This is a genomic window from Micromonospora sp. CPCC 205546, from assembly GCF_036902715.1.
In the GTDB taxonomy this organism is placed as follows: domain Bacteria; phylum Actinomycetota; class Actinomycetes; order Mycobacteriales; family Micromonosporaceae; genus Micromonospora.
Genome location: NZ_JBAKHL010000111.1, coordinates 1 through 13656 on the forward strand (window position 1 = coordinate 1; position 13656 = coordinate 13656).

The following is a 13656-nucleotide window of genomic DNA, read 5'->3' on the forward strand; positions in this document are numbered from 1 at the left end:
GGCGGAGGCCGCGTGGCGGCTGGCTGGCGCTGCGGCTGGCGTCCCGGCTGCTGCCGGGCGCGGCGGTGCTGGCGGCGGCGGCCGGCGACGCCGCGGCGGCCGAGCGGCTCGCGGCCCGCGCGATCACCGCCTACCGGCCGGCCCGCACCCGCTGACCACCGCCGCCCACCCGTCTGGCCCGGAAAGACGCGGATCGCCGGAGATCTTGGTAGGAAACGGCCCCCGGAGGGGCCCTTTCCTACCAAGATCTACAAGCTGGACCGGAGCGGGAACGGGCGTCAGAGCCAGTCGAACCACTCCCTGGGCAGCAGGGCGTAGCCGACGAAGGCGACCACGTCGAGCAGTGTGTGCGCGACGACCAGCGGCATGACCCGGCGGGTGCGCAGGTAGAAGAGGCTGAACACGACGCCCATCACCACGTTGCCGAGGAAGGCGCCGAAGCCCTGGTAGAGGTGGTAGGAGCCGCGCAGCAGGGCGCTGGTCGCGACGATCGCGCCGATCCGCCAGTGGAGCTGGCGCAGCCGGGTGACCAGGTAGCCGACGACGATCACCTCCTCCAGCACCGAGTTCTGCACGGCGGCGAGGATCAGCACCGGTACCGTCCACCAGAGTTCGGGCAGCGCGGCCGGCACCAGCGTGGCGTTGACGCCGAGCTGGGCCGCCACCCAGAACAGCGCCAGGCCGGGCAGGCCGATCAGCGCGGCCAGGCCGGCGCCGCGGGCCAGGTCCTGACCGGGCCGCCGGGCGTCCAGGCCGAGCGTCCGCGCCGGGTCGCCGGGGTCCCGCGCCAGCAGGTGTACGGCGAGCAGCACCGGCAGCAGCGCGAAGACGATCCCGAGCAGCTGGTACGTCAGGTCCAGCCACGGCCGGGGTGACGCCGAGGTGTTGAGCGCGGCGGTCTGCTTCGACAGCGGCCCGTCGGCGGTCAGCTTCGCGATGATCGACACCGTCGCGTAGACGGCGGACTGGCCGAGCGAGAGGCCGAGCACGAGCAGCGTCTCGGTGCCGAGCATCCGGCGGGTCGCCGGGCGTTGCAGCTCAACGGTCACCGCACCACTCTGCCCGACGTTCCTCGGGGTGGGACCGACGGCCGCACCGACGTCACCGCGCGGCGGCACCGCCCGAACGAGCCTCACGAGCCGATCGCACATTCTGTGCGACCGGTCGGCACGCTCCGTGGACATTCTATGGGTGCCCGATCCGCCGCCAGGAGAAGGAGCGCGCCCCGTGGACGACTTCGCAAGGCTGCTGAAGGAGAGCTGGACCCTGGTCGAGGAGCACCGGGAGCGGCTGAGCGGTCACTTCTACGCCCGGCTCTTCCTCCTCGACCCCGAGCTGCGCAAGCTCTTCCCGGTGGAGATGACCGGGCAGGGCGACCGGATCCTGGAGGCGATCGTCACCGCCGCCCAGACGGTCGGCGACCCGGAGAGCTTCGACGAGTACCTGCGCTCGCTGGGCCGGGACCACCGCAAGTACCACGTCGAGGCGACGCACTACGAGACCATGGGTGTCGCGCTGCTGGACGCGCTGCGCAGCATCGCCGGCGACGGCTGGAACCTGGAGTACGACCAGGCGTGGCGGGACGCGTACGCGGCCATCACGGAGAAGATGCTGGCCGGCGCGGCGGCCGACGACAACCCGCCGTTCTGGCACGCGGAGGTGCTGACCCACGAGCGGTACGGCAGGGACACGGCGGTGCTGACCTGCCGGGCGTTGCAGCATCCGCTGTCGTGGCGGGCGGGGCAGTACGTGAGCCTGGAGGTGCCCCGCCACCTCCCCCGGGTGTGGCGCACCTACTCGGTGGCGAACGCCCCGAACGGCGACAACGTGCTGGAGTTCCACGTCCGTACGCCCGCTGGCGCCGGCTGGGTGTCCGGCGCGCTGGTCCGCCGGGTGAAGCCCGGCGACCTGCTGCGGGTGGCGGCGCCGATGGGCTCGATGACCCTGGACCGCGCCTCGGAGCGGGACATCCTCTGCGTGGCGGGCGGCGTCGGGCTGGCTCCGATCAAGGCGCTCGTGGAGGAGCTGGCCAGCTACAACCGGACCCGCTGGGTGCACGTCTTCTACGGTGCCCGTGCGGCGGCGGACCTGTACGGCCTGGCCGGGCTCCAGGAGCTGGTGGCCGCGCACCCGTGGCTGTCGGTCACTCCGGCGTGCAGCGAGGATCCCGACTTCGACGGCGAGCGGGGTGACGTCTCCGAGGTGGTCAGCCGGTACGGCCCGTGGACGGCGCACGACTGTTACGTCTCCGGTTCCGCCCGCATGGTCCGCGCCACCCTCCGGGTCCTCGCCGGCGACGGTGTCCCGCCGGAGAACACCCGCTACGACACGTTCGGCAACCTCTAGAAGCGTTCCTCCCCCCGAACCGGGGCGCGTGCCCCCGCCCCCTGGGGCACGCGCCCCGGTCCCCCGTACGGGCGGACCGGCACCGCCCCGCACGACCACGTCCGCCCGGCCGTCCTTCCCACCCGCGCGGACGTGGTCGTGCCGCCGGTACGCGTGCGGGCAGGTCAGTAGCGCCAGGGCCGGCCGGTCTCGCGGTACTCCTCGACCGGCACGAGCGGCACCCCCGGCGCCATCCGGTCGACGTAGAGCCGCCCCTCCAGGTGGTCGATCTCGTGGGCGACGAGCCGGGCCATGCCGAACTCGAACGAGGTGATGACCCGGCTGCCGTCGTACTGGGCGTGCTCGACGTCGAGCCGGAGTGGCCGGGGCACCAGGCCACGGTGGTCGAAGAAGGAGAGGCATCCCTCGTACTGCTCGTCGCTGTCGGGGGAGGCGTCGACGACGCGGGGGTTGAGCAGCACGACGGGGTCGGCCGACCGGTCGGGGGGCCGGACCACCGCCGCCGCCCGGCCGAGGCCGAGCTGCGGGGCGGCGATGCCCACCCCCTTGCGGAACGGGTGCAGCTCGTCGAGCCGGACCAGGGTCGCCGCGAGGCGGTCGGCCACGTCCCGGGCCTCCTGCTCCTCGCGGGGCAGGTCGAACGGGCGCGCCGGCTGGCGGAGCAGGTCGGCGCCGCGCTGCACGATGCCGATGCCGCGCATCCGGTCGCTGGGCCGGACCCGCCCGGCCTCCTCGGGCTCGGCGTCCGGCCGGCCGCGGAACCGCCACTGCAACCGGTACCGCGCGTTGAGCGGCGGCTCCTCGGTCGCCCAGTCGTAGATGACCCGGTCGGCGTCCTCGCGCCTGGTCACGGGCGTGCGCAGCGGGCCCTCCTCCGCCGAGAGCGAGGTCTCCGCGCCCCACACCTGCGGGTCGACGGCCGCCGGCAGGTCCAGGCGTACGGCCATCTGCCGGGTGGGCAGCCGGACCGCCCGCTGGAACCAGGGTCCCCACTTGTCGTGCCCGACGCAGTACGCGTACTCGATGGTGGCCCGGTCTCCGGGATAGAGCGGGAAGCGCCGGTCCGCGTTCTCGAAGAGCAGCCACAGCTCCTTGAAGGCGTCGCGGTCGTGCTTGGCCCGCCAGTGCATCGCCTCCCGCTCGTCCCCGTCCTCCCGGTAGGCCCGCAGCCGCAGTTCGGCGAAGGTCAGCGGGTGCTCCCGGTGGTGCAGGTTGGAGCGCCCCGGGTCGTTGGGGTAGCGGTCGACGGCGATCCGCACCAGGTAGCGGGTGACCGGCTCGGTGCCGGCGTTGTAGAGCTCGCGCCGGATGACGCAGCGGTAGGCGTCGCCGAGGTGGGTGAGGGTGGCGAGTTCCCGCTCGACGATCAGGCCGGTGCCGGGCGGCATCCACTGCCCGGGTACGGGTGGGTCCCGGTGCGCCCGCTCGGCCCGGGCGTTGCGCAGTTCGTCGTACTCCGTGAAGCGCTGCCAGATCGCGCCGCTGGCCTCCAGCACGGCCTCGGCGCGGCGCGCGAAGTCCTCGGTGGGACGGTGCCGCCGCCCCTCGACGTGGCTGACGTACGACGGGTCGAAGCCCATCAGGGTGGCGAGCTGCTTCTTGGACAGCCCCCGCCCCGTGCGGTGCCGGGCGATCTCCGCGGCGAAGGAGTCGGCAGCCCGATCGAGCGGTGAGGTCATCAGCTTCCTCGTGGCCGGGAGTATCAGTTTCACGTTCCGTGGCGACACGCACACGGAACTGGCACCTTGCCGACACGAATCTTGACAGATAGCGATGTCTGTCGATACTGGCGCGGCGTTTCCCGCCCGATGACCGGGTAGTACGCACGCGACCCGGAGTGACGGATCCCTCCGGATCCGACGCAGGCGAGGCTTCCCTTATCTCGCGAGGTGTGGTTAGGCTAGCCTTAGCTCAGGGACGGGCTCACGGCCCGCCGACGGCGACGACGGGTGGGTGAGTCCAGTGACAGCGGTGATGCCGGAACGAGACGTCGCCGCCGCGCCGCTGGCCCCGGTGACCGCCACCATGCGCGCGATGTTCGGCACCGACGACGTCCCCGGTCTCGCGCCCGGCCTGCTGGTGCACGACGAGTACGGCTGGCGTCCGGCGACCACGCTGGTCGACGGCACCCTCCTGCCGCAGTTCCTGAGTTCGGCCAGCTCCCGCTGGGGCGGCACCCCGCACGCGTGCGCTGCGCTGGCCTGGAAGGCCTACAGCTACTGGGCGGCGCTGCCCGCGGTGCTCGGCTGGGCCTCGGCCCGGCGGGTGCCGCTGCTGGACGCGGCCGACGTGCTGATCCACTTCGAGGACCACCGGCCGCTGCTCACCATGGGCCTGCGCCGCTCGACCACCGTCGCGGTGCTGCCGAGCGACCCGCTGGCGCTCACCGGGCTGCCCGAGGTGCGCGTCGTCGCGGACGAGGCGGAACTGCTCCGCGCGCTCCGGGCCTCGCTGCTCGACGCCCACCTGGCCCCGATGGTCGCCGCGATCCAGGCCGAGGTCCGCATCGGTGCGCGCACCCTGCTCGGGTCGGTGGCCTCGGGCATCGCCCACGGCGTCCTGCGGGCCGCCGACAGTCTGCCCGGCTCGTCGATCGAGACGATCGAGACGCTGCTCGGCGCGCTCGACCTCGCCGACCTGGTGGAGCTGGTGCCGGGCCCGAACGGCGAGCCGACCGTGCAGCGGCGCACCTGCTGCCTCGCGTTCACCCTCCCCAAGCCCAAGATCTGCCAGGGCTGCTGCGTCCGCCAGCCCTGACCCTCAGTCGGTGAGCGGGCGGACGTCCCAGAGCCAGACCCCTCCGGTGTACGTGGGGCGGATGCCGGTCAGCTCGGTCATGCCCCGGCGCAGCGCGTCGGCCTGCCGGTGCGGCCCGAGGACCACCGCGCCCGCCCGCCAGTACCGCAGGTCCCCGACCGCGTCGACCCGCGCCTGCGGGGTGATCGGCGGCACCGCCCCGGTACGCCGGATCTCGGCGAAGAACTCGCTGGTCGGGCGGGGCGGGGCGGAGAACAGGGCCACCCGGTCCCGGCCGGGGCGGGTGTCCGGGCCGAGGAAGTAGCCGCGGGCGATGGGCATGTCCAGCCCCGTCCGCGCCGACCAGCGCAGCGGATCGGCGTAGTGGGTGTCGGGCAGCGGCAGGGTCACGATGCTGCGCCCGCCGTCCGCGTACGGCCGCCAGTCCCCCGACGTGACGAAGGCGGGCACGGGGTCCAGGCGGGTAGTGGGCAGCGGGGTCGGCAGGATCGGCAGCAGGGCCATGGCCAGGACGGTGACGGTGGCGAAGCGGATCTGCGGGCGCGCCCGCGGGTGCCGGGCGGCCAGCACGCGCACCTGCTCCGCCGCGTAGGCGAGCAGCACCCCGACGATCGGGGTGATCGCCAGCGCCCAGCGGGTCGGCACCACCGAGTGCAGGACGGGCAGGTTCTCCAGCGCCGCCCACGGGCCGGGTATGCCCGTCCCCCTGCCGCCCAGCTGCACCTCCCGCCCGAGGGAGAGCAGGCCGAAGAAGAGCGCGAGGACGGCGAGGCCGCGTACCACGACGTCGCGGCGCAGCCACCAGAGCAGGGCGACGACGAGCACCACCAGCGGCCAGCCGAAGAAGGCGTTCTCCTCGGTCGGGTTCTTCGCCAGCCCCTGCGCGCCGCGGGCGTCGCCGGCCAGGGACTCCCGCGAGTACGCCACGAACGACGCGAGGTCCGTCGAGTAGCCCCGGATCAGCCGGGACAGCCCGTGGTACGCCCCCGGGCCGAAGAACTGCACGTACAGCGGATACGCGAGCACCACCAGCGCCGCGGCGGCGGCCACCGCCAGGCCCGCGAGGAACGGCCGGGCCCGCCGGCGCAGCTCGGGCCGGCCGAGGGCGAGCGCCCCGACCACCACGCCCAGCCCGATGGCGGTCATCAGCAGCACCTCGAGGTTGAGGAAGGCCTGCCACACGACGACCGCCGCGAGCAGCAGCCCGTTGCGCAGCCAGCGCCCCGGCTCGGCGAGCCGCAGGGCGCGCCAGACGATCAGGGGCACCACGTACTGCGAGACGATGTTGGGGTGCGCGTTGGCGTGCGAGACCATCGCCGGCGCGTACGCGCAGAACGCCGCGCCGAGCCAGGCCGGCCCGCGGCTGCCGACCACCACCCGGGACAGCAGGAAGTACCAGGCCGTGGCCGTGGCGATCATGCCCAGCGTGAGGAAGAGCAGGAACGACGCGCGGGTACCGAACAGGAGCGTGACGGGCGTCATTGGCAAAGAAACGGATAATACGGACGTATTCGCCATGAGATTGACGGTCTCCGGCACGTTCATCCGGTCCGAGGTGAATGGATCAACAAAATCGGTCACCACTCGTGCGCCGTGCGCCATCATCCACTCGAACTGCGACTGGTCCGTGCGGTTGTCCCGGATGCCGTGCGACGGGCGCAGCCAGAGGCGTGCGGTCACCCAGAAGCCCAGCGCGACGAAACTCGCCACCGCGGCGGCGTCCGTCCACCACCCCCGCCGGGCCCGTACGCCCCGGTCGGGCGCGCCCGCCGACGCTTCGGACCTCGACCCGTCGGCGGGGAGGCCCGATTCAGGAGTAGTCATGACGATTCGTAGAGTAGTCAGCCTATGGCGCCGCCGTGACATGTTTCGGGGTACTGGCGTACCATGTGCCGGGTTCGCCGACCGCCGATCACGTGCCCACCCCCGACCGCATTTCGGCCACCTCGGGTGCCCCGATTTTTCTGCCGTCAGTGCGGATGATTCACTCTTTCGGTCCAGGCGCGGGTCGAGTTCATATCGTGAGGAATCGACGCATGGCAGAAATCACTGGGGATCAGCGCGTGCAGTCGGAGGTCCTGGAGGGCCTCGCGACAGCGGTCAACCACCGTCGCTGGTTCGTCGAGCTGGCCCTGCCATACCTCGGTGACAACCCGATCGAGATCGGCAGCGGGCTCGGCGACTACGCGCTGGAGTGGGCCGAGCGCCTGCCGCGCTTCACCGCCACCGAGGCCGACCCGGACCGGCTCGTCCTGCTGAAGGAGCGGCTGGCCGACCAGCCCCACATCGAGGTCCGGCAGATGCTGCTGCCGCACCCCGACCGTGGCGACTACAGCGCCGCCGTGTCGTACAACGTGCTGGAGCACATCGAGGACCACGTGGGCGCGCTGCGCAGCATGCGCGATCTGGTCCGACCGGGCGGCAACGTCATCATCATCGTGCCGGCGTTCCAGTTCGCCATGAGCCCGGCGGACATCGCGACCGGCCACGTGCGCCGCTACACGAAGAAGACCCTGGCCGCCGCGATGACCGACGCCGGCCTGACGGTGGAGAAGATCCACTACGCGAACGCGCTCGGCCTGATCGGCTACTTCATGGCGACCAAGGTCTTCCGGCTGATGCCGAAGGAGGGCCCGATGGTCAAGGTCTACGACACCCTCGTGCTCCCCGCCACCAAGGCGGCGGAACAGCGCGTCCTGCCCCCGTTCGGCCAGTCGGTCTTCGCGGTGGCCCGCGTCCCCTCCTGAGGGCGGGACCGGGTCCGGGTTACTCCTTGACCTGGTAGGTTGGACGGATCACGGCGCGGGCCAGCGTGTGGAAGGCCAGGTTGAAGCCGACGTAGGCGGGAGTGGCGTCGGGCGTGACGTCGAGGCGCTCCACGTCCAGGGCGTGCACCGCGAACACGTAGCGGTGCGGCCGGTCGCCGGCCGGCGGGGCCGCGCCGCCGTAGCCCTGGTCGCCGTAGTCGTTGCGGACCGTGAAGGCGCCGCCGAGGTCGTCCCCGGCCGCACCGCGCGGCAGCCGCGTCACGTCGGCCGGCAGGTTGACCAGGACCCAGTGCCAGAACCCGCTGCCCGTCGGCGCGTCGGGGTCGAAGCAGGTCACCACGAAACCCTTGGTCTCGGCCGGGAAACCCGACCAGGTGAGCTGCGGCGAGACGTTGTCGCCCCCGACGCTGCCGTGGGCGTACGCGGCGTCCATCGGCTCGCCGTTCTGCACGTCGTCACTGGTCAGCGTGAACGACGCAACGGTCGGCAGCAGATCGTACGGGTCCGGGGCGATCGGTCGTTCCAGGGTCATCGGGACGGTCCTTCCGGTGAGCGGTTGTCCTCCGCCCCTTCTTACCCCGTCGGCGCCCCCGATCGAACCGGAAGCGCCGGGCGTCCGCGCAAGCCTGCGCCCCACTCCTCCACCGTGGCCATCGACACCTCCGCAAGAACAGGTCGGCGCGTTCCCCGGCGGCACCTACCTCCGCTGTTGACGACACCTGCGTACGTGCGCGGCGAGCGAACAGGCGGAAGTGCTCCACTGCCGTCGAACGCTGATACCTGAGCGGCATGAAAATACCTGTGTGGTATCGCGACGAGGGGGGACACACCCACGGAAGTCGAGGTCCGCGCGGCCAGTCACGGTTCGTGAAGCGGAGGGTGTGGGATTCGAACCCACGAAGACATCGCTGCCTTACCGGTTTTCAAGACCAGCGCCATCGGCCACTAGGCGAACCCTCCCGGGCCGCGCCCCCGTGGGGTGCGCGACATGCCTAGTCTGCCACGGACCCGCTCCGGGCGAGCGGGCACCGCACCCGCGCTGGCATGATCGACGGCGTGTGGGAGCTCCCGTCGGTGGTGCTGATCAGCGGGATCATGGCGGCCGGAAAGTCCACTGTGGCCGAGGCGCTGGCCCGGCGGCTGCCCCGCGCGGTGCACCTGCGCGGCGACGTGTTCCGACGGATGGTGGTAAGCGGTCGGGCGGAGATGACCGCCGAGCCGTCGGCGGAGGCGTGGCGGCAACTGCGGCTGCGCTACGACCTCGCCGCGTCGGCGCGGACGGTGGACGAAATCCTGGCCCGGGCGTGGACCGACGGACGGGTGGGGTAGACACGGGACATGCGCGCGATGACGATCCCGGAGCCCGGCGGACCCGACGCACTTCTCTGGAGCGAGGTGCCCGATCCCGAGCCGGGCCCGGGCGAGGTGGTCGTCGACGTGCGGGCCAGCGCGGTGAACCGGGCCGACCTGCTGCAACGGCAGGGGCACTACCCGCCGCCGCCGGGCGCGCCCGCGTACCCCGGGCTGGAGTGCTCCGGGGTGATCAGCGCGGTCGGCCCGGACGTGGCCGGCTGGGAGGTGGGCCGGGAGGTCTGCGCGCTGCTGGCCGGCGGCGGCTACGCGGAGCGGGTGGCGGTGCCGGCCGGGCAGCTCCTGCCGGTGCCGGCGGGCGTCGACCTGGTCGACGCGGCGGCGCTGCCCGAGGTCGCCTGCACGGTCTGGTCGAACGTGGTGCGGGTGGCCCGGCTCGCCAAGGGCGAGACGCTGCTGCTGCACGGCGGCGGCAGCGGGATCGGCACCTTCGCGATCCAGCTCGCGGTCGCGCTCGGCGCCACCGTGGCGGTCACCGCCCGGGCCGCCAAGCACGAGCGGCTGCGCGAGCTGGGCGCGGCGCACACGATCGACTACCGGGAGCAGGACTTCGTCGAGGAGGTCCGGCGGGTCACCGGCGGCCGGGGCGCCGACGTCATCCTCGACATCATGGGTGCCGCCTACCTGCCCCGCAACGTGGCGGCGCTGGCCACGGGCGGCCGGCTGGTGGTGATCGGCATGCAGGGCGGGCGCAAGGGCGAGCTGGATCTCGGGGCGCTGCTGGCCAAGCGGGGCACGATCGCGGCCACCGCGCTGCGGTCCCGGCCGCTGGCCGAGAAGGCGGAGATCGTCTGCGGCGTCCGCGAGCAGGTGTGGCCGCTGGTCGAGTCGGGGGCGGTCCGGCCCGTCGTGGACCGGCGGATGCCGATGGCCGAGGCGGCGCGGGCGCACCGGCTGGTCGAGTCGAACGACCACGTCGGCAAGGTGCTGCTCACCACCGGCTGACGCCCGGTGCGCGCCGACGGGAACGGCCGGGCGGGCAGCCGACGGGCGGGCGGGTCAGGGCGCCGGTGTGGGGTCCCCGACCTCGCGGGGAAGCACCAGGCGGGCGCCGGGGCCCTCGCCGGCGAGCGAGTCCCCGGGGTTGTTGAGCGTGCAGCGTTGCAGGGACAGGCAGCCGCAGCCGATGCAACCGTCGAGGTCGTCGCGGAGCTTCGTCATGAGCCGGATCTTCTCGTTCAGCCGCTCCCGCCAGGTGAGGGAGAGCCGCGCCCAGTCCTCCGCGGTGGGGACCCGCGACGCCGGCAGGGAGTCCAGTGCCTCCCGGATCTCCTCCAGCGAGATGCCGACCTGCTGGGAGATCCGGACGAACGCCACCCGGCGCAGCTCGGTGCGGGCGTAGCGACGCTGGTTGCCGCCCGTGCGCTCCGCCCGGATGAGCCCGAGCCGCTCGTAGTAGCGCAGCGCCGAGGGCGCCACGCCGCTGCGGATGGAGAGCTGGCCGATGGTCAGAGACTCGTGCATCACATCGCCTTGAGTTGAAGTTGACTTCAGCTTGCAGGCTAGCGGCATGACCACGACCACCGCCAGCGCGGGTCCGGCCCCGACCGCCGCGCCGCCCCGCGAGCCGACCGCCACGCCACGCCGCCACCCGACCGTCCCGCCGCTGCCGGCGCCCGTCGTACCGCAGTACGAGCGGATCCGCGCGGGCCGGGAGTTCGGCGCCAACGTCCGCTCCACCGTCGACGTGCTCTGGGTGCTCTACGACCGGGTGCTCCGGATCGCCCCGGAGACCGTCGACGATCCCGGGCGGGACCGGTTCCTGCTCTCCAAGGGACACGCCGTCGCCGGCTACTACGCCGTACTCGCCGCGAAGGGGTTCGTCCCCGCCGACTGGCTCGACGACCAGGGCGGGCCCGACAGCCGGCTCGGTGACCACCCCGACCGGACGCTGGTGCCCGGGGTGGAGATCGGCTCCGGATCGCTGGGCCACGGACTCGGGCTCGGCGTGGGCACCGCGCTCGGGCTGCGCGCCCAGGGCCTGCTGACGCCCCGGGTCCACGTGCTGCTCGGCGACGCGGAACTGGACGAGGGATCCAACCACGAGGCGATCGCGTACGCGGGGGCGACCGGGCTGGGCAGCCTGACCGCGATCGTGGTCGACAACGGCTCCGCCACGCACGGCTGGACGGGCGGCGCCGCCGCCCGGTTCACCGTCAACGGCTGGACCGCCACCACCGTCGACGGGTACGACCACGACGCCCTGCACACCGCCCTGACCGGGCACGACAACCACCGGCCGCACGTCGTCGTCGCGGTCGTCGACCAGGGGGAGTGACCGTGCGGAACCGTTTCGTCGAGACCACCACCGCGCTGCTGGCCGAGGATCCGCGTACGGCCCTGGTGCTGGCGGACATCTCCGCCGACGCGTTCGACCCGGCCGCGTACCGGCACCCGGACCGGGTGCTCAACGTCGGGATCCGGGAACAACTGATGGTGGGCGTGGCCGGCGGGCTCGCCCTGACCGGGCTCCGGCCGATCGTGCACAGCTACGCCCCGTTCCTCGTCGAGCGGGCGTACGAGCAGCTCAAGCTCGACCTGGACCACCAGGGCGCGAGCGCGGTGCTGGTCAGCATCGGCGCCTCGTACGACCGGGCGGAGTCGGGGCGGACCCACCTGTCCCCGGCCGACGTCTCGCTGATCGACACCCTGCACGGCTGGACCGTGCACGTCCCCGGTCACCCCGACGAGGTGCCGGCGCTGCTGCGCGACGCGGTGGCCGCCGACAGCTCGGCGTACCTGAGGCTGTCCACGCTGCACAACGCCCGTGCGTACGGCGGCGACGGCGCGCTGCGGATGGTGCGGGACGCGGGGCCGGGCGCGCCGCTGCTGGTCGCGGTGGGCCCGGTGCTCGACGCGGCGCTGGCGGCGGTGGCAGACCTGGGGGTCAGCGTGGCCTACACCCACCGACCGCGACCGTGGGACACGGCGGGGCTGCGGGCGCTGGCCGGCGAGGCGGTGATCCTGGTCGAGCCCTACCTGGCCGGGACGTCGGCCCGGGTCGTGTCGGCGGCCCTGGCCGACCGGCCGCACCGGCTGCTGGCGCTCGGGGTCGGACGCGGGGACCTGCGCCGCTACGGCTCGGCCGAGGACCACACCCGCTGGCACGGACTGGACGCCGGCGGGCTGCGCCGCTCGGTCACCGGGTTCCTGGACCACACAGCCGCCGGGTTCCTGGCACCGGCGCCGGTGCCAGCCGGCCGCTGAGTCACGCCGGGCGCAGACACGCCGAGCACCGGGGCGGCGAGGAGCCGTCCCGGTAGGCGACGCGGGGGATCAGCGGGCCGGGGCGCGCAGGGGCCGGCGGCGGGTGCGCTCGCGACCGAGGATCCAGATCGCCTCGACGCCGTCCTTCCAGGTGATCTTCTTGCCCTCCTCGCGGCCCCGCGCCCGGTAGCTGATCGGCACCTCGTAGGGGCGGATCCGCTGGCGCAGCAGCTTGCCCGTGACCTCGGCCTCCATGCCGAAGCCGCGCGAGCGGATGTCGAGCGAGCGGTAGAGGGCGACCGGCATCAGCTTGAAGCAGGTCTCCAGGTCGCCGATGTAGGAGTTGAACAGCACGTTCGCGGCCATCGTGACGCCCTTGTTGCCCATCACGTACCAGAAGCTGTAGGCGCTGTGACTGCCGAAGGTGCGGTTGCCGTAGACCACCGTGGCCCGCCCGTCCAGCACCGGGGCGAGCAGCTTGGGGATGTCCTGCGGGTCGTACTCCAGGTCGGCGTCGAGGATGACCATGTAGTCACCCTCGGCGTTGTCGACCGCCGTCTTGATCGCGGCGCCCTTGCCGGCGTTGCGCTGGTGGGTGATGACCCGCAGGCGCGCGTCGTCGGCCCGACCGAGGATCTCGCCGGTGCCGTCCCGGCTTCCGTCGTCGACCACCACCAGCTCGATCTCACACGGGTAGTCGACCGCCAATGCCTGCTTGAGGGCATCCGCGATGCGTTCTTCCTCGTTGTAGACCGGCACGAGGATCGAGAGCTTCACGGGAATCTCCACGGTGGCGGCGATATGTCGGCCCTAGCCTAGCCTGGCTGCCAGGGACGCGGTGTTCAGCACTGCGGACATTGGGCGCGGCGGCCTCAGGTTCATGGTGTTTACTGCCGCCATGTCGGCAGTCGGCTACCCACTCGCCCTGGCGGCGGTCGCCGCGATCGGGCTGCTCGCCGTCGCGCTCCGGCCGGTCGCGCCCGCCGTGGCGGGGCTCCGCCTCGCGGTCGTCCGGGCCGCCCTGGCCACCGGCGTGTTCGCGGTGCTCACGGTGGAGGTGCTGGGCGCGCTGCGGCTGCTCACCCTGCCGGCGTTCGCCGTGGCCTGGCTGTCGTTCCTCGCCGCGGCGGCCGGCGCCGCCGTCCGGCGACGCCGCCGGGACGCCGCGCGCCGCGGGATCCGGGCCGCCGCCCACCGCGCCGTCGAG

Annotated in this window: 13 protein-coding genes, 1 tRNA gene and 1 pseudogene; 8 read left to right on the forward strand and 7 right to left on the reverse strand. The window is 73.1% G+C overall.

Annotated features, from left to right (window positions below; genetic code table 11):
- Positions 1-278: 278 nt before the first annotated feature.
- Positions 279-1049, reverse strand: a complete 771-nt coding sequence (locus V6U77_RS28490) for a CPBP family intramembrane glutamic endopeptidase (RefSeq protein ID WP_334609842.1) — start codon at positions 1047-1049, stop codon at positions 279-281.
- A gap of 178 nt (positions 1050-1227) precedes the next feature.
- On the opposite strand from V6U77_RS28490, the gene V6U77_RS28495 reads away from it, so the two are divergent.
- On the forward strand, positions 1228-2346 hold the full coding sequence (locus V6U77_RS28495) for a globin domain-containing protein (protein ID WP_334609844.1): 1119 nt from the start codon (positions 1228-1230) through the stop codon (positions 2344-2346).
- A 164-nt stretch (positions 2347-2510) separates the two neighbouring features.
- Here the strand turns inward: V6U77_RS28495 and V6U77_RS28500 are convergent, their stop codons facing one another.
- Complete coding sequence (locus V6U77_RS28500) at positions 2511-4028, reverse strand: peptide deformylase (protein ID WP_334609854.1); 1518 nt, start codon at positions 4026-4028, stop codon at positions 2511-2513.
- Positions 4029-4320: 292 nt separating this feature from the next.
- On the opposite strand from V6U77_RS28500, the gene V6U77_RS28505 reads away from it, so the two are divergent.
- Positions 4321-5103, forward strand: a complete 783-nt coding sequence (locus tag V6U77_RS28505; protein WP_334609845.1) for an IucA/IucC family C-terminal-domain containing protein — start codon at positions 4321-4323, stop codon at positions 5101-5103.
- A 3-nt stretch (positions 5104-5106) separates the two neighbouring features.
- Here the strand turns inward: V6U77_RS28505 and V6U77_RS28510 are convergent, their stop codons facing one another.
- Positions 5107-6927 carry a hypothetical protein gene (locus tag V6U77_RS28510; protein ID WP_334609846.1) on the reverse strand — a complete coding sequence of 607 codons (1821 nt, stop codon included), beginning with the start codon at positions 6925-6927 and terminating at the stop codon, positions 5107-5109.
- Between the two features lie 212 nt (positions 6928-7139).
- Here V6U77_RS28510 and V6U77_RS28515 point away from each other — a divergent pair, with 212 nt between their 5' ends.
- Positions 7140-7850: a class I SAM-dependent methyltransferase gene (locus tag V6U77_RS28515; protein WP_334609847.1), complete on the forward strand. Its 711-nt coding sequence runs from the start codon at positions 7140-7142 to the stop codon at positions 7848-7850.
- 19 nt (positions 7851-7869) lie between these two features.
- Here V6U77_RS28515 and V6U77_RS28520 read toward each other — a convergent pair whose 3' ends face one another.
- Together V6U77_RS28520 and V6U77_RS28525 are read right to left on the reverse strand one after the other, a co-directional pair.
- On the reverse strand, positions 7870-8403 hold the full coding sequence (locus tag V6U77_RS28520; RefSeq protein ID WP_334609848.1) for a YbhB/YbcL family Raf kinase inhibitor-like protein: 534 nt from the start codon (positions 8401-8403) through the stop codon (positions 7870-7872).
- Positions 8404-8744: 341 nt separating this feature from the next.
- Positions 8745-8831 (reverse strand) — tRNA-Ser (locus V6U77_RS28525).
- A gap of 96 nt (positions 8832-8927) precedes the next feature.
- On the opposite strand from V6U77_RS28525, the gene V6U77_RS28530 reads away from it, so the two are divergent.
- Positions 8928-9200: an AAA family ATPase gene (locus V6U77_RS28530; protein ID WP_334609849.1), complete on the forward strand. Its 273-nt coding sequence runs from the start codon at positions 8928-8930 to the stop codon at positions 9198-9200.
- Positions 9201-9209: 9 nt separating this feature from the next.
- On the forward strand, positions 9210-10187 hold the full coding sequence (locus V6U77_RS28535; protein WP_334609850.1) for an NAD(P)H-quinone oxidoreductase: 978 nt from the start codon (positions 9210-9212) through the stop codon (positions 10185-10187).
- Positions 10188-10241: 54 nt separating this feature from the next.
- Here V6U77_RS28535 and soxR read toward each other — a convergent pair whose 3' ends face one another.
- Entirely contained in the window at positions 10242-10706 is a 465-nt protein-coding gene (soxR, locus tag V6U77_RS28540; RefSeq protein ID WP_334609851.1) for a redox-sensitive transcriptional activator SoxR, read from the reverse strand.
- A gap of 46 nt (positions 10707-10752) precedes the next feature.
- Between soxR and V6U77_RS28545 the strand changes: the two genes are divergently transcribed.
- Together V6U77_RS28545 and V6U77_RS28550 are read left to right on the forward strand one after the other, a co-directional pair.
- Complete coding sequence (locus V6U77_RS28545) at positions 10753-11520, forward strand: transketolase (protein WP_334609852.1); 768 nt, start codon at positions 10753-10755, stop codon at positions 11518-11520.
- A 2-nt stretch (positions 11521-11522) separates the two neighbouring features.
- The gene (locus V6U77_RS28550; protein WP_334609853.1) at positions 11523-12449 is read left to right on the forward strand and encodes a transketolase family protein; all 927 of its coding nucleotides are present in this window, start codon (positions 11523-11525) and stop codon (positions 12447-12449) included.
- A 69-nt stretch (positions 12450-12518) separates the two neighbouring features.
- Here V6U77_RS28550 and V6U77_RS28555 read toward each other — a convergent pair whose 3' ends face one another.
- Positions 12519-13226 carry a glycosyltransferase family 2 protein gene (locus V6U77_RS28555; RefSeq protein ID WP_334609855.1) on the reverse strand — a complete coding sequence of 236 codons (708 nt, stop codon included), beginning with the start codon at positions 13224-13226 and terminating at the stop codon, positions 12519-12521.
- Between the two features lie 121 nt (positions 13227-13347).
- On the opposite strand from V6U77_RS28555, the pseudogene V6U77_RS28560 reads away from it, so the two are divergent.
- Positions 13348-13656 (forward strand): annotated as a pseudogene (locus V6U77_RS28560) (hypothetical protein); the annotation flags it as partial.

Excerpts from the sequence above, each read along its gene's own strand:
- V6U77_RS28505 (WP_334609845.1), top strand. The coding sequence starts at position 4,321 with ATGCCGGAACGAGACGTCGCCGCCGCGCCGCTGGCCCCGGTGACCGCC.
- V6U77_RS28510 (WP_334609846.1), bottom strand. The coding sequence starts at position 6,927 with ATGACTACTCCTGAATCGGGCCTCCCCGCCGACGGGTCGAGGTCCGAA.
- V6U77_RS28515 (WP_334609847.1), top strand. The coding sequence starts at position 7,140 with ATGGCAGAAATCACTGGGGATCAGCGCGTGCAGTCGGAGGTCCTGGAG.
- V6U77_RS28520 (WP_334609848.1), bottom strand. The coding sequence starts at position 8,403 with ATGACCCTGGAACGACCGATCGCCCCGGACCCGTACGATCTGCTGCCG.
- V6U77_RS28535 (WP_334609850.1), top strand. The coding sequence starts at position 9,210 with ATGCGCGCGATGACGATCCCGGAGCCCGGCGGACCCGACGCACTTCTC.
- soxR (WP_334609851.1), bottom strand. The coding sequence starts at position 10,706 with ATGCACGAGTCTCTGACCATCGGCCAGCTCTCCATCCGCAGCGGCGTG.
- V6U77_RS28545 (WP_334609852.1), top strand. The coding sequence starts at position 10,753 with ATGACCACGACCACCGCCAGCGCGGGTCCGGCCCCGACCGCCGCGCCG.